This is a genomic window from Herbaspirillum sp. NPDC101397, from assembly GCF_044767325.1.
GTDB lineage: Bacteria > Pseudomonadota > Gammaproteobacteria > Burkholderiales > Burkholderiaceae_D > Herbaspirillum.
Window position 1 is genome coordinate 505,988 of sequence record NZ_JBIWNS010000001.1, and the last position, 25,365, is coordinate 531,352.

Genomic DNA, 25,365 nt, shown 5'->3' on the forward strand with positions numbered 1-25,365 from the left:
TCAACCATGCATGCCCGCCATCAGGATTCCCAGCGTCGATTCATCCGGCACACCGAGCACATCCAGCAGCCCGGCGTAGGAGCGCAACATGGCCTCGGCTTGTGCCGCTGAAACCAGGCCGGCGTCATAGACCGCGATCAGGCTCAGTTGCTCTCCCGGCGTGACTTCCACATTGAACGGGTAATGCCACTGGTCACAAATGGCGACATCGCTGACTTGCAGCGCGGCATTGCCTTGTCCGACCTCGCCCAGCGGATAATTCTGGATGCGCAGCGCCGTCCCAAACAAAGCGTCGCCGTCCGACAGGCCGATGCACTCTGCGATGTCCGACAAGGCCAGCGTGGCGTGCGCGGTTGTGGCCGTCCGCTTGCGCTGAATCTGCAGGCAGGCGGCAACGAAGTCCGCGGCCGGATCGATCTCGCATCGCAACGGCGGCGTGTTGATCAGGTTGCCCACCATGGATTCGATACTGTCGACGTCAGCCGGACGCAATACCGTGGTGACGCCGAAACAGACCTCGTGCGCACTGCTGTGACGCGCCAGCACCAGCGCCCATGCCAGCATGAAAATACTGGGCGCGGACAGGCGATGCTTGCGTGCAAACGTACTCAGGCGCGCGCCGGTTCCCGCTTGCGGCTGCACGCTGATTTCCGCAAAGTTGCCGCTGCACGCAGCGCCCGGCCCGGCAGGCCAGCGTGAGGGTTTCATCCCCGCCAGCTCACCGCGCCAGAAGCTGCGTGCGGCCACCCCGTCCTGGCGTTCCAGCCAATCAAGGAAAATCCGGAAGTCCGGCGCCGGTGCAGCGGTCAGCTGCTTGGCATACGCAGCCATGACCTCGCCGAGCAACACCGGCATCGACCAGCCGTCGACCAGGATGTGGTGATAAGTCCAGACGAAATGCCAGCCGGTCCCGGTAGTCAGCAGCGCGAAGCGCATCAGCGGCGGCTTGGCCAGGTCGAAGCCGCGCTGCCGGTCTTGGCTGCAATAGGCGTCTACAGCGGCGCCGGCCTCTGCTTCCGGCAAGCCGCTCCAGTCTTCGCGCTGCCAGACCAGTGTCGATGGTTCGCCGAAATATTGACCGGCCTCGCCGCTCTCCCCGATCGCAAAACCGGCGCGCAATGCCAAATGACGCGACAACACCGCCCGCCATGCGGCGATGAAATCGTCGACCTCCAGTTGCGCCGGCAGACGCGCCGTGAATTGCACCACGTAGGCGGGGGACTCCGGATACGCAACGGCGTGTTCCAGCATGGAGACCTGTTGTGGCGCCAATGGGTAACGCCGCGCCTCTTCCTGTTGCGTACTCCCTGCCAACTCCTGCAGCCAGTTGCGCATCCCGTCGCTCAAGCGCCCGGCGAAGTCCTGCGGCAGCACGCGCGGATCGAAAGTCAGGTCCAGCTGCAGACGCCCGCCGGCGATCATGGCGTTGACTTCCAGCACATAAGGACGCGGCGTCGACGGCGCAAAGCCGGCGCCGTCGGTTTCCGGCGCCGGGCGGACAGACAGGTTTTCAGGCCATGCCGTATCCCATTGGCCGAGATAGTTGAAAGCGATCTGCGGAACCGGCAACGCCGCCAGCGCTTCGCGCACGGAGGGATCGGGAGAGAGGAAACGCAGAACGCCGAAGCTGAATCCGTGCCGCGGCATTGCCTTGAGTTTCTCGCGCACCTTGTCGATACGCTGCTCGCCCAGCGGCATGCTCCACGGCGCCAGCACGGTGAACCAACCCGGCATGCCGCCAACGTCGACGCCTTCCAGCACGACGTCGCGGCCGTGGGACTCGAGTGCAATGCCGATCTCGCTGCCGATCCCGCGCCGGCCTGCGTCATCGATCAGTTCGCCCAACGCCACGCTCAATGCCGTCAGCAGAATTTCCTGTACTTGCACCCCACGGCAGCGCGGCAGCTCCCGCACCAGCATGCCGGTGACGGCTTCATCCAGTGTGAACCCCATGGTGTGCGCGGCACCTGCGGTAGCGGCGATGTCGGTACGCAGCAGCGGCAGTCGCACCATGTTGCGCGGCTGGTCCAGCCAGTAGCCAAGTTCGTTGCGTGCTTGTGCAGACACTGCATGCCGCTCCACCGCAGCAGCCCATTGCGCGAAGGAAGCACGCGCAAGCGGCAGGCTGATGGTCGCGGATGTCCGCGCTTGCGCATAGGCGTCGAACAGATCTTCCAATAGCGCACGCCACGACACCGCGTCGATGATCAGGTGATGCGCCACGATATGCAGTCTTGCTGTCGCCGATCCCGCCGGCGGTGCGTACAGCACCAGCCGCAGCAAGGGACCTTGTTCGATGTCGAGGCGCGTCTGATTGTCTGCTGCGCCTTGTTCAAGCAAGGCATGCCATCCGGCCGGGTCTGCCGGCGGCGGCACGATCTCCAGCAGTGCCGCAACATGCTCGCTGATATGCTCGTTCAGATGCTGATGCCAGACGCCGTCGATTTGTTCGAACCGCAGCCGCAACGCATCATGGCGCGCACAAACGGCGTCGAGTGCGCGTTGCAATGCCTGCGCATCCAGTTCGGCCGGCACCTCGAGCAAGAAGCTCTGGTTGTAGTGATGCAGGTCTGGCGGATTCTGCTGCAGGAACCAATGCTGGATCGGCGTCAGCGGTACGGGGCCGCTGGTCAGCATCGGCATCGGCGCACGTTGTGCGCTCTGCCCCACCCCGGCGTCAACCTGTGCCGCCAGCGCCGCCAAGGTCGACGCATCCGGATCCATGATCTGATTGAGCGTCAGCGCAATGCCCTGGCGGTTGGCTTTGGACACTACCTGGATCGCCAGGATCGAGTCGCCGCCGAGTTCAAAGAAGTTGTGCCCCGGCAGCACCTGCGCCACATTGAGCACTTGCGCCCAGATGGCCGCCAATTGGCGCTCGGTCTCGCCGGCATAGTCGATCACGATGGCCGCCGGCGGCTGCTCCGGCATGGTCTCGAGCATCTCCAGCGCCTTGCGGTCGATCTTGCCGTTGACGGTCAGCGGCATCGATTCCAATGTAACGAAATGCGCCGGCACCATATGCGGCGGCAACTGTTCGCCGAGGAAGGCCCGCAAGCCGTCAGTTGCCACCGGAACGCGTGTCTCAAGATAGGCCGTCAGGCGGCGATCCTCCGAGCCGTGGCTACGCAGCAGCACGGCGGCGTGACGCACGTCGGCATGTCGCATCAGCGCCGCCTCGATCTCGCTCAGCTCGATGCGGAAACCGCGCAGCTTGACCTGATGGTCGTTGCGTCCGACGAACTGCACCCTGCCATCGGCGAGGCGATAGCCGCGATCGCCGGTTTTATACAGGCGCGAGCCGGGAGCTCCGTAGGGATCCCGCAAGAAACTCGCCGCCGTCAGATCAGGACGGTTCAGATAGCCGCGCGCCAGCCCTGCTCCGCCGATGTACAGCTCGCCGACCACGCCGGGCGGCAGCAGTTGCATATCGGCGTCCAGCACATGCAGCTGCATGTTCGGCAGCGGCCGGCCGAGTGGCAGTTGTCCGGAGCTGTCCTTGGAGGCGGACCAGGCTTCGACACTGACGGCCACCGATGCTTCGGACGGGCCGTAACCGTTATAGAACTTGCGCCCAGGTCCCCAGCGCAGGACCAGTTCGGGCGCGCAGCTTTCGCCTGCGACCACCAGTGTTTGCAAACCTGGCAGACGACGTTCATCCAGCGTCGCCAGTGCAGTCGGCGGCAAGGTCGCCGCACTGATGCGCTGGTGTTGCATGAATTGCTCCAGTCCTTCACCGACCCGGGCGGTATCGGCGCCGGGCACGATCAGCGCCGCACCGGCGCCGAAAGCCATCGTCATTTCCCAGATCGAGGCATCGAATGACAGCGACGCAAACTGCAAGACGCGTGCATCCGGCTGCAGGCCGAATGTGCTGCGCTGGGCATGCGCCAGTGAACGCAGGCCGGCATGGGTGTTGCCGACGCCCTTGGGGGTGCCGGTCGAACCGGATGTGTAGATCACGTAAGCCAGCGACTGCGGATGCGGCTGCTGAAGGTCGACAGCGGCGATCGCATCGGCGTCGTCGGCTTCTTCAGCAGTCGACGTTGCAAACAAGACATCCGGATCCTGCGCGATCGCCTGCGCCTGCAAGGCTTCGGCGCACGCGCGATCGGCAATCAGCAAGGACGCTCCGCTGTCTTCCAGCATGAAGCGTCTGCGCGCGACCGGATAGGCGGGATCGAGGGGAACGAAGGCTGCGCCGCAACGCAGGATGGCAATCACCGCAATCACATAGCGAGCCGAGCGCGGCAAACAGAGCGCGACCTTGGTTTCTACGCCGACGCCGAGCGCCTGCAGGCGTCGCGCGAGCAGTGTTGATTCGGTACGCAAGGCCTCGTAACTCAGAGCCCGTTCCTGATCGGTCAGGGCCGGCGCATCCGGTGATCGCTCTGCCCAGGCGTCAATCTGCCGGGGCAAGTATGCCGGCGCAATCGCCTCAACGGGACCGCGACCCGCCGCCAATGCCGCCTGCGCGTCGATATCGTCCAGCGCCAGCAGACGTGCCGCCGGCCAGTCGGGATGCGCGGCCATGTTATCGAGCAAGCGTCCAAGTTGCGCCAGCAGGCGTTCGGCTGCTGCTGCGGGAATGCTGCCGTCGCGGTGCAATGCCAGGCTCAGGGTTTCACCGGCGCTGCAAGCCAGCGTCAGCGGATAGTTGGTGCGCTCCCTCACTTCCACACCGGCCAGGCGCAGGCCGCCGCCGGACAGGGACTGCGCCTTCGGATAATTCTGCACCAGCAGCAAGCTCTGGAACAATTCCTGGCTGCCGGGCAAGGCCGCGGCCTGGCGGATTTCAATCAGCGACGCGCCGGCATGCTGCTCGCGTTCCAGATGCTGCTCCTGCAATTGCGCCAGCCAATCCGACAATGGCGTCGCAGAAGGGATCGTCACGCGCGCCGGCACTGTGGCGATGAGCATGCCGATCATTTCTTCGACGCCATCGAGTTCCGCCGGCCGGCCGGAGACGGTTACGCCGAAGACCACGTCGCGGCTTGCGCTGCAGCGCGCCAGCAATAACCCCCAGGCTGCCTGCAACACCGTACCGAACGTGGTGCGGGCGCGTTGCGCCAGTTTTTGTACTGCTTGCGTGCGTGACGACGACAATTCCATCGTGTGCACCGCCGCGTCTCCCGAGACGGCATCGCCCGCCTGCGTGGCGAACGCCAGCGAGGTCGGCTCTGTTATTCCTTGCAACGACCGCTGCCAGAAGGCGATGTCGTCCTTGCGCCCAGCGTCATCACGTCGCTCACTCCAGCGCACATAGTCGCTAAAACGCGGCGCAATCTTGAGCCGCACCGAGGCGTCGCCCTGCGCCTGGCGGTACAGCGCGAAGATGTCGGCCAGCAGCAGCGACACCGACCAGCCGTCCAGCAGCAAATGATGCGAACTCCAGACCAGCTCATGGCGCTGCTCCGCGACGCGTACCAGTTGCAAACGCTGCAGCGGCGCCTGCTCAAGTTCGAAGCCGCGCGCAACCTCGGCGCGCATCAATTGATCCAGCGCCGCCACGCGGCCGGCTTCATCGAGGCCGCGCCAGTCGGCTACGCTCCACGACAATGCGACATGAGCATGCACGCGCTGGCGCATCGCAGGTATGTCGCGCCAGTGGAAACTGGTGCGCAGCATGCTGTGACGTTGTTGCGCCTGCTCCCATGCGCGCCGCAAGGCCTCGGTGTTGAGTTCACCGTCCAGCGTCAGGCGCAGCTGGTTGCAGTAAATATCCGGGTCACGCAAGCTATGGAACACAATGCCTTGCTGCAACGGCGTCAGCGGCAGTTCTTCCTCAATGCTGTCCTGCGGTGAAGCAGCACGTCGCTGTGCGTCAGCGGCGATCTCGTGCAATGCCGCCGTCGCTTCGTGCAGCCACGCGCCGACGCGTTCGCGCTGCGCTGCGCCGGCCGGGAAGCTGATTGCGCCGCTGAGGCAGCCGGCACGGATGCCGGCATTGATTTCGATGACGTGGCTGCGCGCAAATGCCGCGCTCTGCCCTTGCCCGCTGTCTTCATCCACGGCGGCAAAACCCTCGCCTCCGGCAGCGCCGATATCGAGCCTGCCGAGGTAGTTCAGCAGGATCCCGGCGCCAGGCAACCCTTGCAACGCGGCGCGCTGTGCGGGATCTGCCGACAGGTAACGCATGACGCCCAGCGCCAGCCCCTGGCACGGCGATTCCCGTACCCGCTTGCACACGTGCGCCACTGCTTCGGATGGAGTCGGTCCTGCTTCCGGCCATTGCAACAGCACCGGTTGCACTGCCGTAAACCAGCCGACGGTGCCCGAGAGATCGACATCGTCAAACAGGTCGACGCGGCCATTGCGCTCCAGATCGATCTGCAAAGCTCCCTTGAGGCCGATGCGGCCGGCTCCGATGAACAATGCCGCCATGAGCATTTCATCGACGCGGGCGTTGAAAACGCCCGGCGCCAATTGCAAAAGGATGGTCGTGGTCTCGCTGTCGAGCGACAGCGACATGGTCTCTGCAGCGCCTGCGGCGCCGGCCGGCAAATCCGCGGGCAACACGGAAAGCCCGCGATCGGCGAAGCGTTCGACAAAATACTCTACCGACGACTGCGCCGCCGGCGTGGCGGCCAGTTCGCGCAGCTTGCGCGACCAGGTGCGATACGAGGTGGTCGCCGCCGGCAACACAATCTCGCCACGCAACGCCTGGTCGTAGGCAAGGCTCAGGTCATCCAGCAAGACCGACCATGAATAGGCATCGATCGCCAGATGATGCACCGCGATCATCAGCCGCGCAGCCGGCTTTGCCAGCACCGCCTGCAGCACCCGGCCGCTGCGCAAATCCATGTTGCGCTGCGCCTGCTCATAGGCGGCTATGCGCGCCGGCAATTCGGCATCAACGCCGTCCAGCACGCGCAGGATCGTCCCCGGCGCAGCGACGGCAACGTGCAAATCCTCTCCCTCGACCTGCAGCCGCAACATCGGATGGCGCGCCGCCACCGCCTGCAAAGCACGTTCCAGTGCAGCCGCATCGACCTGCGCCGGCGTCTGCAGCACGACCGACTGGTTGTAGTGGCCGCGATGTTCTCCCGCCTGCTCGAAGAACCAGGCCTGAATCGGCGTTGCCGGCAATTCACCGTCAGCGATCTCAGGCGGCTTGTAGCCGGACATGGCTTGCCCGCGCGACTCCAGCGCGCGCATCAGGTCGCGCACCGTCTGGAACCGGAAAATGTCACGCACCGTCAGGCTCAGCTGCAACTGCCGTGCGCGCGAAACGACCTGCAGGCTGCGGATCGAATCGATGCCCAGCTCGAAGAAATTGTCGCAAGGTCCGACCGAAGGCCGGTCCAGCACCTCGGCAAACAATGCCGCGAGCGGCGCTTCGGCCGCCGAGGCGGCTACGACAGCAACATCGTGCAGAGACGGGAGATCGCGTGTGACGTCCATCTCCAGCAATGCGCGCCGGTCTGTCTTGCCCGATGCGGTGCGGGGCAATCGAGGCAGCGTGACGCACAGCGCCGGCACCATGTATGCGGGCAGACGTTCACCCAGCCACGCCCGCAACGAGCCTGATTCCAGTTTCGCATCGCAGCCTGCCGCGGCCAGCAATTGGCCCGCACCTGCGCTGTCTGCACTGTCCGCCCGCATCAGTACGACCGCTTCGTGTACCTGCGGATGCGCCATCAGCGCCGCCTCGATTTCTGCCAGTTCGATCCGGTAACCGCGCACCTTGGCTTGCTGGTCTTTGCGGCCGATGAACTCCAACGTGCCATCAACACGACGGCGTCCCAGATCACCGCTGCGGTAACTGCGCAACGCAGGAACCAGCGGATGTGCCTGGAAGACGGCGGCGGTTTGGCCGGGCTGGCCCACGTAGCCTTGCGCGACGCCGGCACCGCTGATCAGGATTTCGCCGATGACGCCCGGCGGCACCGGAAGACCGCGGCCATCCACGACTTCCAGCACGACGCCGGCAATCGCCCGGCCGACCGGCAAGACGTCGGCGGCCGATGGCAGCGCCTGTGCGGCGGGATTGAAGAAGGAAGACGTGATAGTCGCTTCGGTCGGACCATAGCCGCTGCGAAAAGCAATCGGATGCGCACACAGGGCCTGCCACTCGCGCCAGCGACGGGCGAATACCCGGTCGCTGCCGGTCACGACCAGACGCAGACAAGCCGGCGGCGCACGACGTGCATGGCCAAGCGCACGCACCCACTCATGCCAGAACGCCGCCGGCAGATTCAGTACGGTCAGGCCTGCTTGCTGCACGTGCTCCTGGAAAGCGTCAATGCTGTCGGTGACGCCCTCGGCGCGGATCACCACGCAAGCGCCGGCCATCAACGCAGGGAAGATTTCCTCCGCTGCGACGTCAAAATCTGCTGCGGCAAATTGCATGACCCGGTCGCTCTCGCTCAGCCCGAAATCCTGCACCACTGCGCGCGCATGATTGGCGAGATTGGCGTGTGTCACGGCGACGCCCTTGGGCGTACCGGACGAGCCGGAGGTAAAGCAGATGTAGGCCAATGCCGCGGCATGTTCCGCGACGGCAGGCAGCGCCGGCAACCGCGGTGAGGTTTCGCGCACATCCGACAACAAGACCGGCACCGGCCAGCCGTCCTGTTCCGAGGCGGTCGTAACCACCAGTGCAATACCTGCCGTGGCGATCATCTGCGCGCGCCGCGCCGCCGGTTGCTGCGGACTCAGGACCACGTAAGCCGCGCCGGCGCGCCAGGTCGCCAGCATTGCCGCCACCAATCCAACGGAGGAGGAGAATCCGAGCCCGACTACTGCCCCGGACTGGACTCCGGCGGCGACAAGGCGTCGCGCCAGCAAGTCGGCCTGGAGCATCAGGTCGCGATAGGAAAGGCTTGTTGCGCCCTCCTCTACGGCCGCCCGGTCCGGATGACGCAGCGCGCCGGCGGTGATCATTTGCGGCAGCCACGGCTCCGGTTCGACGTCTGGCAGCGTCGGCGCAGAAGGCAGCGCCAGTTGCACACAAGACAACGGCGTCGACTCGTCGACGGTCGCGTGCTGCAGTACATAGGCGAATTGCTCGCAGAATCCGGCGATGGTGTGCTGATCGAACAAGTCGGTGTCGTACTCCATCACGCAGCGATAGTCGTCGCCATCGAGATGCACGAAAAAATTGAGGTCCAGCTCCGGGGCGCCCGCTGCCGGCGGCACCGCTTCCACCTGCAGTCCCGCGAGCGCCAGCTGCGGGCTCGCGCCGCTTTGCTGTACGAACATGGTCTGGAACAGCGGCGCCTTGTTCAACGCGCGCTCAGGCCGTACGGCCTGGACGATGCGCTCGAACGGCGCCTGCTGGTGTTCAAACGCCTCCAGGCAGGTGGTGCGAACGCGTCGGATCAATTCGGCGAGATCCGGGTCGCCGTGCAAGCTGATCCGCAACGGCATGGTGTCGACGAAGAAGCCGACCAGTCCATGCGTCTCGCTGCGATCGCGGTTGCCGACCGGACAGCCGATCACCACTTCATCTTGCCCCGACCAGCGCGACAAGACTTGCGCGTAGACAGCCAGCAGCACCATGAATGGCGTCGCGCCGGTGCGCAAGCCGATGGCCTGCACTTTCTGCACCGTGCCTGGCGCCAGTCGCAGCTGATGCATGGCGCCGGCGTTGCCGCGTTCAGCGGGACGCGGCCGGTCCAGCGGCAAGGCCAGCTCGGTGACGACCCCGTCCAGTTGTTCGCGCCAATAACGCAGATGGGGCGCCAGTCGTTCCTCGCTGAACATGGCGCGTTGCCATACCGCATAGTCGGAATACTGGATCGCCAGTGCGGTCGGCTGCAGTGAAGATGCATCGGTTTCGAGCGCGTACAGCATTCCCAGTTCATTGATCAATACGCCCATGGACCAGTGATCGGACACAATGTGATGCATTGCCAGCGTCAGCACGTGGTCGCGCGACGTCAGCTGCAACAGGCTCACGCGCAACGGCGGCGCGACGGTCAGATCGAAAGGCAGAGCAGCTTCTCGGGCAAGCAACGCCTGCTCGGCCGCATCGGGGCGGCTGCCGGGCGCAGGGAATTCGACGCTCAGGGAGAACGGTACGATGGGAAGAATGTGCAGCTCGGGCTCGACCCCGTCATCGCGGATCACACTGCGCAGCAGCTCATGCCGCGCCGTCAGCGTGCCGAATGCACGTTCCAGCGCCGGCAGGTCGAGCGTGCCCTGCAACCGCCATCCGGCCATGATGACAAAAGCGCTGCCGCCGCCTTCGAGCCGGTCGAGGAACCACAGGCGGCGCTGGTTGAACGACAGCGGCGCGGTCGTACGCTGCACCGCGCTGCGCGCCAGTTCCGGGAACGACGACGTTGCAGCTGGGATCGACGACGACTGCAAATGCGCGACCAGTTCGGCTTTCCTCGCGCCGAGCTCGGCGCGCAGCGCAGGCGACAAGGCGCCTGCCGGGCCGCGCACGCGCAAATCATTGCCGGTGCACGCCAGCGTCACGCCGAGCTCCGCCAGTTGTACGATCAACTGTTCAACGCTGTTCAAATCGTAAACTCCTCTATGCCGTCGTCCGTGGAGCGGCATGCATCAATATGGCCGGCCAGCGCGGCAAGCGTGGCGTACTCGAAAATCGCAGCGATGTTCAGATCGACGCCGAAGCTCTCCCGTACAAACGCCAGCAGGCGCATGCCGATCAGCGAATGTCCGCCCAATTCGAAGAAATTCGCTTCGCGCGTGATGTCGGCAACGCCCAGGATGCTGCGCCAGGTGGCGGCCAGTTTTGCTTCCGTGTCGGTCATGCCTGCAGCAGCCGATGACGGTAATGGCGACGTCCCGGCACTCGCTGCCGCCAACGGCATCGACAGCTTGTCCAGCAACGTGTCTGCGCGCGCCAGCAGGCCCGGCAGGTCGCGTATTGAGACGGCGACCCGCGCATGCGGCGCCGACAAGACCCTGCGCAAGACCTCGACGCCCTCTTCCGAGCGCATTGCCTCGCTGCTGTCGGGAGCTGCGAGGCCGCGCCGTCGGCCCGCTTCGACGGTCATGCCGGCTTCGCTCCAGTCGTCCCAATTGAGTGCGATGGTGAAGCCGCCGCGTGCATTGCGTTCCTGCGCGAACAGATCGAGGAATTCGTTGGCGGCGGCATAGGCGGCTTGCCCGAATTTGGCCTGCGGCAGCAGGTTGCCCAGCGTCGAGAACAGCACCATGAAATCAAGTGCATCGTCTTCCAGCAAGCGATCCAGCCACACCGTACCGTGCACTTTTGCGGCCATCACCTGATACATGGAGGCGACGCTGCGGTTCTGGATGATGCCGCCGAGATCCGCCACGCCGGCGCAATGGAATACGCCATGGATGATGCCGAAGCGCGCGTGCGCCGCCGCAATCGCTTGCGTCAGCGCGACCGAGTCGGCAACGTCGCAGGCGCTTGCGAGGACGTCGGCTCCGGCCTTTTCGAGCTCGCCAACCAGGCCGTGATCGACATGACGTCCCAGCAATACCAGTCGTGCGCGGCAACGCGCGGCGAGATCGCGGCCAATGCTCGCGCCCATGCCGCCGAACGCGCCGGTGATCAGGTAGCAACCCTGCTCGCGCAGGCGATCGCCACCCGTCACCGGAGCGGCGATCGGTACCCGCTGCACCTGCGGAATCCAGCGATGGCGACGACGCAAGGCAACCTGGGCCGCGGCTTGGCCGTGCAGGAGTTCACTCAGCAGCATGGCGCCGGAGTCGCCGGCCTCGACATCGATGACACGGCAGGCCAGGCTGCGGTATTCCACCGGAATTATCTTGGCAAGGCCGAGCAGCGTGCCGAGCGACGCCGCCAACGGCTCGTCGCCGGTGACGTCGGCGCCGCCGCAGGTGACGATGTCGAGTTGCAGCGGACGCGCCTGCGAGCGTGCGCCGAATGCCTGCGCCAGCAGCATGACACTGTCAAAGCCGCGTTCCAGCGCCGTCACGAAGGGCTGCCTTTCGCTGCTCCACAGATGCACAACGTGCGTCGCTGCGGTGCTGTCCAACAAGCGGCGATAGTCCCCCTCGCGGGTCGGGTCGATGGCGTAGTCCTGCGCAGAGAACATCTCGAATCCGGCTCCGGCCCTGACTTCAACGACCTGCCTGCCCAGCGCGCGCAGGCTTGCGGCCAGGGTGCGGCCGGCATCGGTTTCGGAACCCAGCAACAGCCAGACATCGGTCGATGCCGCGGCCAAAGAGACCGGTGGCAGTTGCGGTGCGCGCTGCCAGCCCGGCAGGTAGAACCAGTCGGCGATCTCTGCACGCCGTACCGGGGAATTCTCTTGCACCATAGAGGGCACGGGTGTCGCGGGCCAATGACGCTTGCGCTCAAACACGTAACCGGGCAATGCGATACGCGACGGCGCAGGTTCCTCGGCATGCTCCGGACGGCTTGTCTTGCGCCAGGCTATCGTCGCACCGCGCGTCCACAGTTGCGCCACGCTGGCGGCCAGCGCCGGCGCTTGTTGCGGCTGTTGCCGGCTCAGCCCCAGCGCAACCAGTTGCTGCGCAGACCAGCCGCTGGTACGCGCCAGCTTTTGCAGAGCACTGCCGGGGCCCACTTCCAGCAACAAATCGATACCCTCGCGCTGCAAGGTGCCGAGACCGTCGCCGAAACGCACGGCCTGGCGCAAATGGCGCGCCCAATAGGCGGGATCGACGGCATCGGCGTCGCTGATCCATGTGCCCGTGACGTTGGAGATGAAGCGACGTTGCGGCGGACTCAGGGTAATCCGGTCAAACTCGGCGACGAAAGCCGGCAGCACCGCATCCATGGAGGACGAATGGAAAGCATGCGAGGTGTCGAGACGCACGGCCGCCACGTTGATTGCATCCAGGCCTGCCTGCAATGCATCAATTGCCCCGGTCGCACCGGCCAGCACGCACTGGCCCGGTCCATTCACGGCGGCCAGACTGACAGCGCCATTGCTGCTACGGATCAGTTCGTGCGCCTGCGCTTCATCCGCCTGCACCGCCAGCATGGCGCCGCCCGGCAGGGCTTGCATCAGGCGACCGCGTGCAGCCACCAGCGCCAGCGCATCCTCCAGCCCGAACACACCGGCCAGGCACGCCGCGACGTACTCGCCGAGGCTGTGTCCCAGCATGGCGACGGCTTCGACGCCGCGCGCTTCCAGGCTGCGCGCCAGCGAATACATCACGGCGAACAGCGCCGGCTGTGCCAGCGCGGTCTGCCTGAGCGCGATTGCGGCGGCGGATTCGTCAACATCGGCGCCATAGAGCACGCTGCGGAGATCCAGCTGCAGATGCGGCAACAGCGCGACGGCGCAGCGGTCGAACCAGAATCGATAGTCGGGGTCGCCCTCGTACATCGCCTGCGCCATGCGCGGATATTGACTGCCCTGGCCGGGGAACAGGAAGGCCACCTTGCCTGTTCCTGCGACCGCCACCGGTTGCGTCGCCGTGCGTAAAGCCGCGACGGCTTCTTCAACCGTGGACGCAACCACGGCATGGCGGGAGCCGAAGACGGCGCGTCCCTCTTGCAAGGTAAAGGCGGCGTCGCGCAATGACAGTTGCGGCTGACGCTGCAGGGCTTCGGCCAGCGCCAGCATGCTGCTGCGCAAGCTTTCCGGCGTACGCGCGGAAAGCGGCAGGATCTGCGGCGAGGCCGTTACGGAAACTGCTTGAACGCGCGCAGGCGCCTGCTCCAGCACCACGTGCACATTGGTGCCGCCGATGCCGAAGGCGCTGACGCCGGCGCGGCGCGGACGCGCATCGCCATGATCCGGCCAGGCTTGCGCCGCACCGACAACGCTGATCGACGCCGTCGTGAAATCGACGTGCGGATTGGGTTCGGAAAAATGCAGACTGGGCGGCAATACACCGTGTTGCAACGCCAGGATGGTCTTGATCAAGCCGGCCACGCCGGCGGCGGCATCGGCGTGGCCAATGTTGCTCTTGACCGAGCCCAGCGCCAGCGGTCGTTGCCGTCCCCCGAAGACGCGCGTCAATGCCGCGACTTCCACAGGATCGCCCAGCTCGGTGCCGGTGCCGTGCGCTTCGACATAATCGATATCGGCCGGCTCCAGTCCCGCCTGGCGCAATGCGGAGGCAATCACGGAGGCCTGGCCGTCGACGCCGGGAGCGGCGTAGCCGACCTTGCGGCCGCCGTCGTTGTTGACGGCGCTGCCGCGGATCACCGCCAGCACGTTGTCGCCGTCGGCCTGTGCCTGCGCCAGCGGCTTGAGCAGCACCATGCCGACGCCTCCGCTGGGGACGGTGCCGCGCGCATCGGCCGAGAACGGTCTGCAATGTCCATCCGGCGAAAGGATCATGCCCGGTTCATGGAAATAGCCGCCGCCCTGCGGGAAACGGATCGCCACGCCGCCCGCCAGCGCCATGGTCGCAGCACCGCTGCGCAGCGAGCGGCAGGCCATGTCGAGAGCCGTCAGGGAGGACGAGCATGCGGTCTGCACGGCCAGCGCCGGCCCCTTGAGATCAAGGTGATAGGCAATCCGCGTGGCGCCGAAATCCTTGTCGTTGCCGGACATTGCGTGATAACTGTCGGCGCCTTCGGGCATCGGCCCGGCGGCGAACAACTGTCCCTGCAGATAAGTATTGACGCCCACCCCTACGAATACGCCGACATCGCCGCGCGACTCCGTCGCGGCGTAACCGGCGTGCTCGAGCGCGTGCCAGGCGCATTCCAGCGCCACCCGATGCTGCGGGTCCAGCGTCACGGCATCGCGCGGACCGAGGCCGAAGAAGTCGGCGTCGAAGCAGTCGGCGTGATCGATCTCGCCGCCGGCGGCGACGAAGTTGGCGTGGTCAAGTACGTTGCCGGGCCGCCCTGCGGCTGCCAGCGACGCCGCATCGTGGCGGCTGATGCCTTCCCGGCCTTCGACCAGAAGCTGCCAGAACGCGTCGACATCCGGCGCCCCCGGAAAACGGCACGCCATGCCGATAACGGCAATTTCCGCTTGAGCAGGCAGAGGCGCTTGCGCCGGCTCCACGGGCTTGGCTATCTCGCCACGACTGGACAAATGCGCGGCGAGACTGCGGATCGTGGAAAAACGGAACAGATCGCTGATCGACAGCACCGCGCCGAACTCGGCGACGGCCATGTCGTATAGCCGGACCAGCAGCAGCGAATGCCCGCCGACGTCGAAGAAGTTGGCGTCCGGATCGACGTCGGTGAGGTTGAGCACCTGAAGCCACAGGCCGGTAACGCGCGTCAGACAATCGCCTGCATCGCGACCCGGAGCAACTGCGCCTCCCTCGCGTCCGAACACCGGCGGCGGCAAGGCGTTCAGGTCGATCTTGCCGTTGCCTGTTAGCGGCATGCGATCCAGGACAGAGATGAAATCAGGCACCATGAAGGATGGCAAGGCATGTCGCAATGCTGCGCGCAGCGCCGCTGCATTCACGTCGGTGCCGACCACGTATGCCACCAGGCGGGTCTGTCCGGCGCCATCGGGACGCAGCATCGCCAGGGCCTGCGTCACGCCGGCCTGCTGCGACAAAGCGGCTTCGATTTCAGCCGGTGCGATACGGAAGCCGCGCAGCTTGAACTCGCGGTCGCTGCGGCCGAGGAAGTCCAGCGTCCCGTCTTCACGCCAGCGCGCCCGGTCGCCGCTGCGGTACATGCGGGCCTGGGGATCATCGGAAAACGGATCAGGTACGAATCGCTCTTGCGTCAAGACCGGATTGTTGAGGTAGCCGATGCTCACGCCGGATCCGCCGATGCACAATTCGCCCACGACGCCGACCGGCGCCGGTGCGCCCTGCCCGTCCAGTACGTAGATGCGGGCGTCGCCCACCGGACGGCCGATCTGCAAAGGCGCATCCGGACCGAGGTAACGACCGGCGGTCACGGTCACGGTGGTTTCCGTCGGGCCGTAGGCGATGAACAGGTCACGGCCTTGCCCCCACTGTGCCGCCACCGACGCCGGACACAACTCCCCGCCCACGATCAGCGTGCGCAACAAGGGTAGCGGTGCGGCAGGCATTGCCGCCAGCAACGACGCCGGAATCTGCAGGTGGCTGATATTCATTGCGTCCAGCGTCTGCACCAGCGGCGACCCGGGCAACAGATGCTCACGCGGCGCCAGGCACAGGCAGGCGCCGGCCGCCAGCGCAAACACGATGTCGGACACTGCGACGTCGAAACCGAAGGCAGCCAGTTGCAGGATGCGGCTGTCCTGCTGCACCGAAAACTCCTCCACGGCACTCGACGCCAGGCGGCACAAGGCATGATGCGCCAGCGCCACCCCTTTGGGACGACCGGTAGAGCCGGACGTGAAGATGATGCACGCCGTTGCCGCGAAGTCCGTGTCGGCAATATCGCCATGCCCGGCCTCATCAGGTTCCTGCGCAGACGGCAAGTCTCGCAGTGCAGGCAGGCGCATCCACCGCGCCTCGTCCCACGCAGCGGGACAATCACCGACCACCAACGCAACTTCGGCATCCAGCAGCATCTGTTCAATACGCGGCGCCGGATAAGTAGGATCAATCGGTACGAAGATGCAGCCGGCTTTGGAGATGCCCAGCAACGCGGCGATCAGGCCGACGGACCGCTCCCCGATCAGCGCGATGCGCGCACCCGGATTCAGGCCTGCCGCACGCAGACTCTGCGCAAAGGCGCCGGCAAGATCATCCAGTTGCCGATAGCTGACCTCGCCCTCGGGTGTCGCCAGCGCCGCTGCATCGCCGTTGCGCTGTGCACTGGCGCGCAACAGGTCGTGCAACCGCAAGGGCCGGGTTGCCGGCGGCAAGACGCGGCGCGCGCGCCCGAACTGCATCAGCAAAGTGCGCGCCTGTGCATCCAGCAGCGAGTGTGACAAAGGCGGTGCGTCGGGCTGCGCCAGCAAGGCGTCCAGCAAATGCACGAAGCCCGCCGCGATACGTTCGGCCAGTGCGGGCGCAATGATGTCAGCCGCATATTCCATCTCGCCGGCGATGCCTTGTTCGTCCTCCTGCAAGGCCATGCTGAGATCCGTACGCGCCAGCGGCGCCGATCCCGGCTGGGCCACTGCGTCGATATCGTCCAGCTGCAATTGCCACTGGCGCAGATCGGCCAGCACGAACATCGCCTGCAGCAACGGCGGGCGCTGAGGCACGCGCTCGACGCCGGCGGCTTCGACGATACGGCTGAAGGAAATATCCTGATGCTGCAATCCCCCGGCGACACGCTGCTGCACACGCCGTCCGAATTCAGCAAGGTTGGCGGCCCGGCAATCCAGGCGCATCGGCAAGGTATTGGCAAGAAAGCCGACCACACCGTCCAGCCCGGTACGACTGCGAGCGGCTACCGGAATACCGACGACAACCTCGTGCTCGTCACCGAAGCGCGCCAGCGTCAATCCCCATACGCCGAGCAACAGCGCGAACGTGCTCACTCCGGCAGCGTTGGCCGCCTGCTGCAAACGCTGGCTGCGCTCCCGTCCCAGCGCCAGCGGTGCGCGTCCAAGGCGGAAGTCGCGTTGCTCCGGCATCCGGCTCAACGCCAGGCCGAGGACGGCGGGAGCGCCGGCCAGCTGATCGCGCCAGTAATTGCCTTGCGCTTCGAAAGCGCCCTGTTCATCACAATCCCGCTGCCATGTCGAAAAATCGATCTGCTGCAATGCTGCAGGTGCGGCATCCAACGTGCCGCCGTAAGCCTGCCCCAGTTCTTCGACGATCACGCGTCCTGAACCGCCGTCGAAGGCCGTGTGATGGACCACGATTGCCAGTAAATGATCGTCAGGCCCGAGCCGGATCAGCTGTGCCCGCAACGGCAGGTCGTCCGACAGCGAGAAAATTCGTTCGCTGAATTCCTTCATCTGCCGTTCGGCCGCATCAATGCCGGCGTCGATTCGTTTGAGGATAAATTCGGGAGAGGCGTCCACTTCCTGCCATAAGTCGCCATCGGCAAGGACCAGCCGCGTACGCAGCGCTTCATGGCGTTGCATCACGCACCGGAACGCCAGTTCGAGGCGTGCGATATCGAGGCGGCCGCGCAAGCGGTAAGCCACCGCCTGGTTGTAGGCGCCGCGTTGTTGCCCGGATTGTTCGATGAGCCAGAGGCGCTCCTGATTGAACGACGCCCGCGCGCGCCGGTGCGGACCGCCGGCCACCGGCTCCGGCACGTCGGCCCCGGGTTGCGCGCGGTGCACTTCCAGCGCCATGGCGCGCAAGGTCGGCGCGTCAAAGACGGCCGTCACCGGCAAGCGTACGCCGAGATTCTTTTCAATTGCGACGACCAGGCGTATTGCGCTCAACGAGTGTCCGCCCGACTGGAAGAAATTGGCATCGGCTTGTCGCAGCCGATGGCCGATGATCTGACGCCAGATATCGGCCAGCAGGCTTTCTTCCAGCGTCAGGGCGATCTCTTGCTGCTCCTGCGCCGGCTGAGGTGATTCCGAATCGGGTGCGGGCAAGCTCAGGAAATCGATTTTTCCATTGGTGTTATGCGGCAAGGCCGGCATGAACACGTAGCGTGAAGGCTGCAGCGCGGTCGGCAAGATATCCTGGAGGCATCGTCGCATGGCCGCCTCCACGGTTTCTTTCGCCACGACATAGGCCATCAAAATCAGGTCGCCACCGATTTCGCGCGCCACCACAACCGCGTCCGTCACGCCGGGGCATCGGCGCAATGCCGCCCTGACTTCTTCCGGATCGATGCGCACACCGCGAATCTTGACCTGACGGTCGCGCCGGCCCAGGTAATCGATGTTGCCGTCAGGACGCCAACGTCCGATGTCGCCTGAACGGAATGCCCGCCCGCCGGCGACGTCCGCCGGCAAGTTGATGAAGCGGGGTTCGCCGTCATTTTGATTGAGATAACCGCGCGCAAGGCCGATGCCGCCGATCACGATCTCGCCCGCGGCGCCCATGGGAAGCACATTGCCGGCCGGATCGAGAATCGCCAGAAGATTTCCCGGAATGGGCAGGCCGATGTGCACCTGCGCTCCGTCAGCGACATCTACTTCATGGCAGGTTGAATCCGCCGATGCTTCCGACGAGCCGTAGAGATTGAGCAGCTGGCAGTCAGGCAACCAGCGCCGGAAGCGGCGCGCCAGATCGCCCGGAAAAGTCTCGCTGCTGCAGATGCAATGACGCAGTCCGCCGAGGACGTTGCCGACATCGGGAACATGATCGAGCAGCGATTTCAACAACGATGGCACCAACGTCAGGCGCGTGACCCCGTAACGCTGAATCGCCGACGCCAGCGCACGCGGATCGCGCACCTGGGCTGCCGACAAAATCACGGATGGCACGCCGCCCAGCAACGGGCCAAACAACTCCCAGACAAAGTCGACGAAGGTCGGCGTGGTTTTCTGGCAGTAGCGGTCAGTCGGCTCGAATGGATAGCGCTCCAACATCCAGGCAATACGATTTACTGCGCCTTGATGCAAGCCCATCACGGCTTTCGGCCGTCCTGTCGATCCGGACGTAAAAAGAATGTACAGCAGGCTGTCTGCGTGATTGAGGTCCTGTGGCGCAGGCACTTGCAGCAATGCCTGCGCAGGATCGACCAGTCTCACGGCCGAGTCGGCCGGAAGCCATTCTCCCGCTCCTGCAGTAATCAGCACCGTTGCGCTGCTGGCGCCGAGCATGTAGAGCAAACGCTCGGTCGGAAATTCGGGATCCATCGGGACGAAGGCGCCGCCGGCGCGGATGGTCGCCAGGATGGCCACGGCCAGGTCGACCGAACGCGGCAGGCAAATTGCGACCGGCGTTTCTGCAGCGACGCCCAGCTGCGCCAGATGCGCCGCCAACGCGGCAGAGCGCAGGTCGAGTTCGGCGTAGGTGACTTCCCGGTCATTCTCAATCAGCGCTACGGCCTCCGGCATCTGCGCCGCCTGCTCCACGAACCAGGCGCTCACTGTGCGCGGCGACGCCGCCGGCAACGGCGGATTCAGTTTGGCCAGCATATCGCGCGCTTCGGCCTGGCGTTGCAGCGGCAATTGCGACAGAGGCAGCTGCGGATCGGCCATCCCGGCTTCCAGCAAGACCTCCAGCGACGCCGCCATCGCGGCGGCAAGCCGGGGATCGACGAAATTGCAGCGATATTCGAGTCCGCCGGCGATCTCTTCTGCGCCGGCATCCAGTTCCAGCACCAGATCGGCCCGGGCGGCAGGCAGCGGAACCGGCATGGCGTGCGCGTGTACTGCACCGGCTTGCGCTTCGAGCGGCGCCATGGTCTGGAACACCAGCATCGCCTGGAACAATGGCGCCAGACCTTTGCGTCGCTCCGGATTGACGAGATTGACGACCTCGTCGAACGCCAGATCCTGATGACGCATGTCTTCCAGCATGTGATCGCGCACCTGTTCGGTCAGGGCCTGGAAACTCTGGCTGCCTTCCGAGACGTTGCGCGACACCATGTTCTCCGCCAGGAAGCCGACGATGGCCTGGGTCTGTTGCTGCGCACGGTTGACCACCGGCACGCCGATGGCGATGTCGTCCATGCCGGAATAGCGCGCCAGTACGGTATGGAACGCGGACAGTACGACCACAAAGGGCGTGGTCCCCACCGTATCGGCAAAGCGTTTGACGGCCGCGGTGAGCGATGCGGGCAACAATACCGGAATGCGTTCGCACAATGCCGACCCGGCTTGTCCGCGTGGACCGGAAAACGGTATCTCGAGCGCTACCGGCAATTGCGCCAGGCGCTTCCGCCAGTAAGCGTGCAACTGTTCGCGCGCAGCGACTTGCTTCGGCTCGCGCAACCAGACCGCGTAGTCGCCGAACTGCACCGGCTCGGGCAGCGCCGCCGCTTCACCGAGTTCGCGCGCATACAGCGTGACCAGTTCGCGCAGCAATAGTTGTCCCGACCACAGGTCGATGATGTTGTGGTGGAAGGTCAGCAACAAGGCGCTTTCACCCGACTTATCGTCGTGCAGCACCTGCGCACGCAGCAACAGGTCGGCAGCCAGGTCGAAAGGTTGCGCCACGGCGTCGCGCAAATGCGATGGCCACAGCGCGACGGCTACGGCATGCTGCGGCAAGGAAATGCTGTTGACCTGCGTGAAGTTCTGCTCGATGACGCCGTCATCCTGATCGGAAAAGCGGACGCGCAAGCCTTCGTGACGCTGCAGCAGCGCCAGCAAGGCGCGCTCCAGCGCGGCCACGTCGACCGGTGCATTGAAGCGGATATCCAGGCCGAGATTGAATTCGCCGGTCACGCCGTCGATGCGTTCCACCGTCCACAGGCGCTGCTGGGCAGGCGTGGCGAGCACGCGTGCAGAGGCAGCGCGACGAGCAATCGCCGGTCCTTCCGACGGCAATTCGAATCCGTCTTCAGCCAGCAACTCGGCAAGCAGCGCCGCATCCAGTCCGTCATCCATCGCCGACATGTCGGGTGTTGTCATACAGTCCTCGCAGCAACACGTGCCGCTTTTTGTTCGGTTGTCATTTGTTCGATCTCAAGCCAGCGACGGGCGATGGCTTCGGTGATGCCGGGCTTGCTTTCGCCGCGCCGCACGTGCGCGCAGAATCCAGCTACAGTGGGGTGTTGCAGCAAATCGGGCATCGTCACATCCAGGCGGAAGCGCTCGCGCGTGACTGCCGCGATTTGTGCTGCGCGCAACGAATTTCCGCCCAGCGCAAAGAAATCGTCATGTACGCCGCAAGTGGGCAAGTCGAGTGTCCGTCGCCACAGTTGCGCCATGTAACGCTCGAATTCGTTGTCCGGCCGCCCCGCCTGCAGAAATCCGCCGGCCAGCCGGGTCAACTGATCACGGTCGATCGCGCCCGACGCATCGTGCGGTATCGCCGCCACCGTCATCACGGGAACCGGCATGCTGCGGCCAGAGTGGTCGCGCAAGGCCATGCAATTTTCGGATGCGGTGTCGGTTTGAACGATGACGGGCTCATCCACTGCAATGGCGGCGTCTTGCAGCGCGGCGTGACGCGCATGCTGCAGGTCGAGTCCGATCGCCAGCACTGGCCGGGAGGTCGAGAGCGCAATGTCAAAACTGGCGAGGGCGTTGTCCGGCTCCAGCGAAAAATAGCCTGCCGCTTCCATGGTCGACACCGCTGCGCCGTGCTTGCTGAGGCCGGTATCGCGCCAGGAGGAGAATCCCAGGTAACGGCAGCGCGTATTGCCGGCGGCCGTGAGTTGTTCGGCCAGCGCCGCCTGATAGGCATTGGCGGCGGCGTAGGCGGCGTCCTGCCGCCCCGCCACCATGCCGGCAACGGAGCCGACCAGCACGAACCATGCTTCGGGATGATCTTGCAGCAGTGCATGCAAGGCGAGACTGCCGGCTACCTTGGCGCGCATCATCTGCGCCAGCGTTGCCGCAGTTTCGTGAACCAATTCAGTCTGCCGTCCCTCTCCCGCCAGATGCAGAATGCCATCCAGGCCGCATTGCCAACGGGCGTGCGCCTGTTCCACGGCAACCCGCAAGGCATGGCCATCGGTCACGTCGGCGCAGGCGTACAGCACGCGGTCGCTGCGTTCCAGTTCACGCAACGCCTTGGTGCGGGCGTCGTCGAGTTGCGACGGCGCGGTACGGCCGACAATCAGCAATCTGGCGTCATGGCGATCAAGCAGATGGCGCGCCAACAGGAGACCGACGCCGCCAAGCCCGCCGCTGATCAGGTACAGGCCGCCGGAACGCAATGCCGGATGATCCGGTTTCGATAATGCGACCTCGCGCCAGCGCCGCAGATGGCGCCGGCCGTCGATATATGCCAATTCGGTTTCGTGCGTGACGTTGCGCAGATCACCGAGAATCATGCCGGCGTCGCTGCCAAAGTCTGTACCGGAAAACTGGATATGCATGCAATGCACGCCGTCGATTTCCGCCGCCGAGGTACGCAAGAAAGCTGCTGCAGCAGCATCCCCGACAGCGCCGCACACGATCAGGCGCGCAGGACGGTTCGCGCGCGGGGTCGCCGCCAGTGATTGACACAGCAGCAGCAGCAGCGGCAAACGAGCCCAGCCGGGCAATACCAGCATCACGTCCGGCGACGGCTGCTGCGTCATCGCATGGAGGACGCTGTCTGGATCGCCGTCCTCAAGCGCGCACTGTCGCCAGTCGATATCGGCAGCTGCCGCAGCAAGCGTCGCCCGGATCGCCGCGTCGCCGAGGGAGGCGTCTCCCAGGACCGCAACGCTCTGCCCTCGTACCGACACACTTGCCCCGATAGCGCAGGGTTTCCAGAACGGCTCGGCGAACCAGCGCGGTATGGTGCCCGCAGCCTCCAGCAGACATGCGGCCCGCTTGATCTCGGCGTCGAAAGCGCCGGCTTCCAGCAGGCGTCTGAGTTCCAGGCGCTGCACCTTGCCCGAATTGGTGCGCGGCAGACGATCGGCCGGCACGTGGATGAAATACGCCGGCATCAGCGATAACTGTTTGCCCAGGCGCATGCGCATGTCCTGCATGACACGCTTGAGCGCGGTGCCGTCACGCGCAACGGGAGCATCGAAGAACAAGGCCAGCTGATCAGTGCGCGCACCCGGCGCGCGCACGCCGATGGCGGCCACACTCAGGCGCTCGACGCCTTCCGTCTGCGCCACGACTTCTTCAATTTCACTGCTGTAGAAATTGGCGCCGTTGACGATGATCATTTCCTTGATGCGGCCGACCACAAACAGCTCGCCATCACGGATGATGCCCATGTCGCCGGTGCGGAACCACCCGTCGCTCATCACTTCGGCGGTCAGGTCGTCGCGGCCGAAATAGCCCGTGAACAGGGACGCGCCGGATAACTCAACGGCGCCGATCACGCCTTCCCGCACCACCGCGCCATGCTGATCGACGATACGCTGCGCCGCACCGCAAATCGGCGTCCCGAGAGAAACTACCTCGCCGTGGCCTGGAGCCCAAGGCGACATGGAAAATCCACTGACGGTTTCCGTCATTCCGAACGAAGGCCAGATCGCGCCGGCGGGCAATTTGTTTTCTGCGAAACGCTTCGCAAAAGCGGTTAACACGCTGTCGGAAACCGCTTCGCCTCCATTGAAAATCATGCGCAGGTTCGACAAGTCCCAGTCGCGTGCAGCGCCTGGCGCAGATGCCGCCTGCTGCAATACGTCGAATGCGAAATTGGGCGTCCAGACCATGCAGACCCGATGCCGGTGCGCCAGGTCGAGCCAGCGCACGGGAGCCGCCAGCACGGTCGCTGTGTCAACCTGGATCTGGTTCATGCCGAGCACCAGCGGCAGGATCGACAGGAAACCAAGGCCGCCGACGTGATCGAGCGGCATCCAGTTCATGCTGGTCGCGCCCGGCTTCAATGCCTCCCCGCGCTCGGCGGCGCCGCCGATCATCGCCAGTACATTGGCTTGGCTCAGCATGACGCCTTTGGGAAGACCGGTGCTGCCGGAGGTCATGAACACCATCGCCAACGCCTGCAAGTCCGTGACCGGTGCAGGCGTTGCACTCGCGCCATCGGCCAGTGCTGCCGCATCCAGAAACGTCATTCCCTCCAGCGCCTCCGCGCCCAGCGGCGCCAGCGCCTGCAAACTCACCGGGTCGGCGGCAATCACCGGCCGTCCCAAGACTTCCCATGAGTCGCGCAGACGTTTCAGCGCTGCGCCGCCGGTTGCCGCGGCAGCCACCTTGAATGGCGCCGGCACCATGCCGCCGAGCAGGCAGGCCCAGAACAGCGGCAACAGGCTGCGGCTGTCGCCGGCATCGACCACGACCAGATCGCCGTCACGCAGGCCTTGCGAGCGCAGACCGCCCAGCATCCGGCGCGCCTGCTCGAACAGTTCGGCGTAGCTGACGCGGGTTTCGCTCATGTCGGCGGCGACATGGACGATGCCGAGTTCCGGTTGCTGCGCCGCGCGTTCCAACGCTGCGGCCAGGCTGGCCGGCATCCAGGGTTGTGCAGGAAGCGGTTTGAGAACGGAAACGGCCGGTGTGCTTGCCGCACCGGCCATGGGAGTCCTGACAACGGCAATCTCCTGCACCGTGGAGGTCAGCAAGGGGTAATCCGGCAGCATATCGGCCAGATGCACGCGCGGGCGCAATGGTGCGATCGGACGGTAAACCGCCGTCATCGGTAGTGATGCATCATCCCATGCCGGCAATGCGGCCAGGGCTTCTTCATCCACAGCGCCGTCAGATCGCAACGGCAAGGCGTGCACGCGCACCAATGCGATCCGGCCCGGATAGCCGGCCTCGGCAATGACGGTCTCCAGCGCCTTGCGCTGGCCGCCGACCACATAGACAGTAGCGTTGGCACCGGCCTGCGCCGCAGTTGCGACGAGGTGAACGGCCGTGACCGCAGGCACCGCCAGCAGTTGTGTCCTGAGTGTCGCAATGATCGTGTTTTCCGGCGTCGTACGTTCCAGCATCCCACTCCCCTGAGCGCTGCCGGTCATGGCCAGCATTGCTGCGCTTTTCATCTTTTCCCTGTTAAAAAAACGAGGCGATTTTCTGCTTGCCATAGTGCCATTGAATGGCATCCGGAATTGACATCTTGTCTCACATTTTCAAAATAATCCTGGGGATTGGCGCGCCACGCTGC

The 25,365-nt window shown here is 65.1% G+C and carries 3 protein-coding genes; all 3 read right to left on the reverse strand.

Translation table 11 applies throughout. The features are described from left to right. Genes ACIROW_RS02290 through ACIROW_RS02300 form a run of 3 tightly spaced genes read right to left on the reverse strand, consistent with a single transcriptional unit; the run spans position 1 to position 25,243 of the window. The gene (locus ACIROW_RS02290) at positions 1–10,473 is read right to left on the reverse strand and encodes an amino acid adenylation domain-containing protein (RefSeq protein ID WP_402271451.1); all 10,473 of its coding nucleotides are present in this window, start codon (positions 10,471–10,473) and stop codon (positions 1–3) included. Then, positions 10,470–21,254, reverse strand: coding sequence for an amino acid adenylation domain-containing protein (locus ACIROW_RS02295; RefSeq protein ID WP_402271454.1), 10,785 nt, complete (start codon positions 21,252–21,254; stop codon positions 10,470–10,472). The genes ACIROW_RS02290 and ACIROW_RS02295 overlap by 4 nt, the downstream gene beginning before the upstream one ends. Further along, positions 21,251–25,243 (reverse strand): SDR family NAD(P)-dependent oxidoreductase, encoded by a 3,993-nt coding sequence (locus ACIROW_RS02300; RefSeq protein WP_402271455.1) that lies wholly within the window; start codon positions 25,241–25,243, stop codon positions 21,251–21,253. Before ACIROW_RS02300 ends, ACIROW_RS02295 begins: the two co-directional genes overlap by 4 nt. Between the last annotated feature and the right edge of the window lie 122 nt (positions 25,244–25,365).

Bases quoted from the DNA above. Each gene is read 5' to 3' on its own strand.
- ACIROW_RS02295 (WP_402271454.1), bottom strand. From the start codon at position 21,254: ATGACAACACCCGACATGTCGGCGATGGATGACGGACTGGATGCGGCG.
- ACIROW_RS02300 (WP_402271455.1), bottom strand. From the start codon at position 25,243: ATGAAAAGCGCAGCAATGCTGGCCATGACCGGCAGCGCTCAGGGGAGT.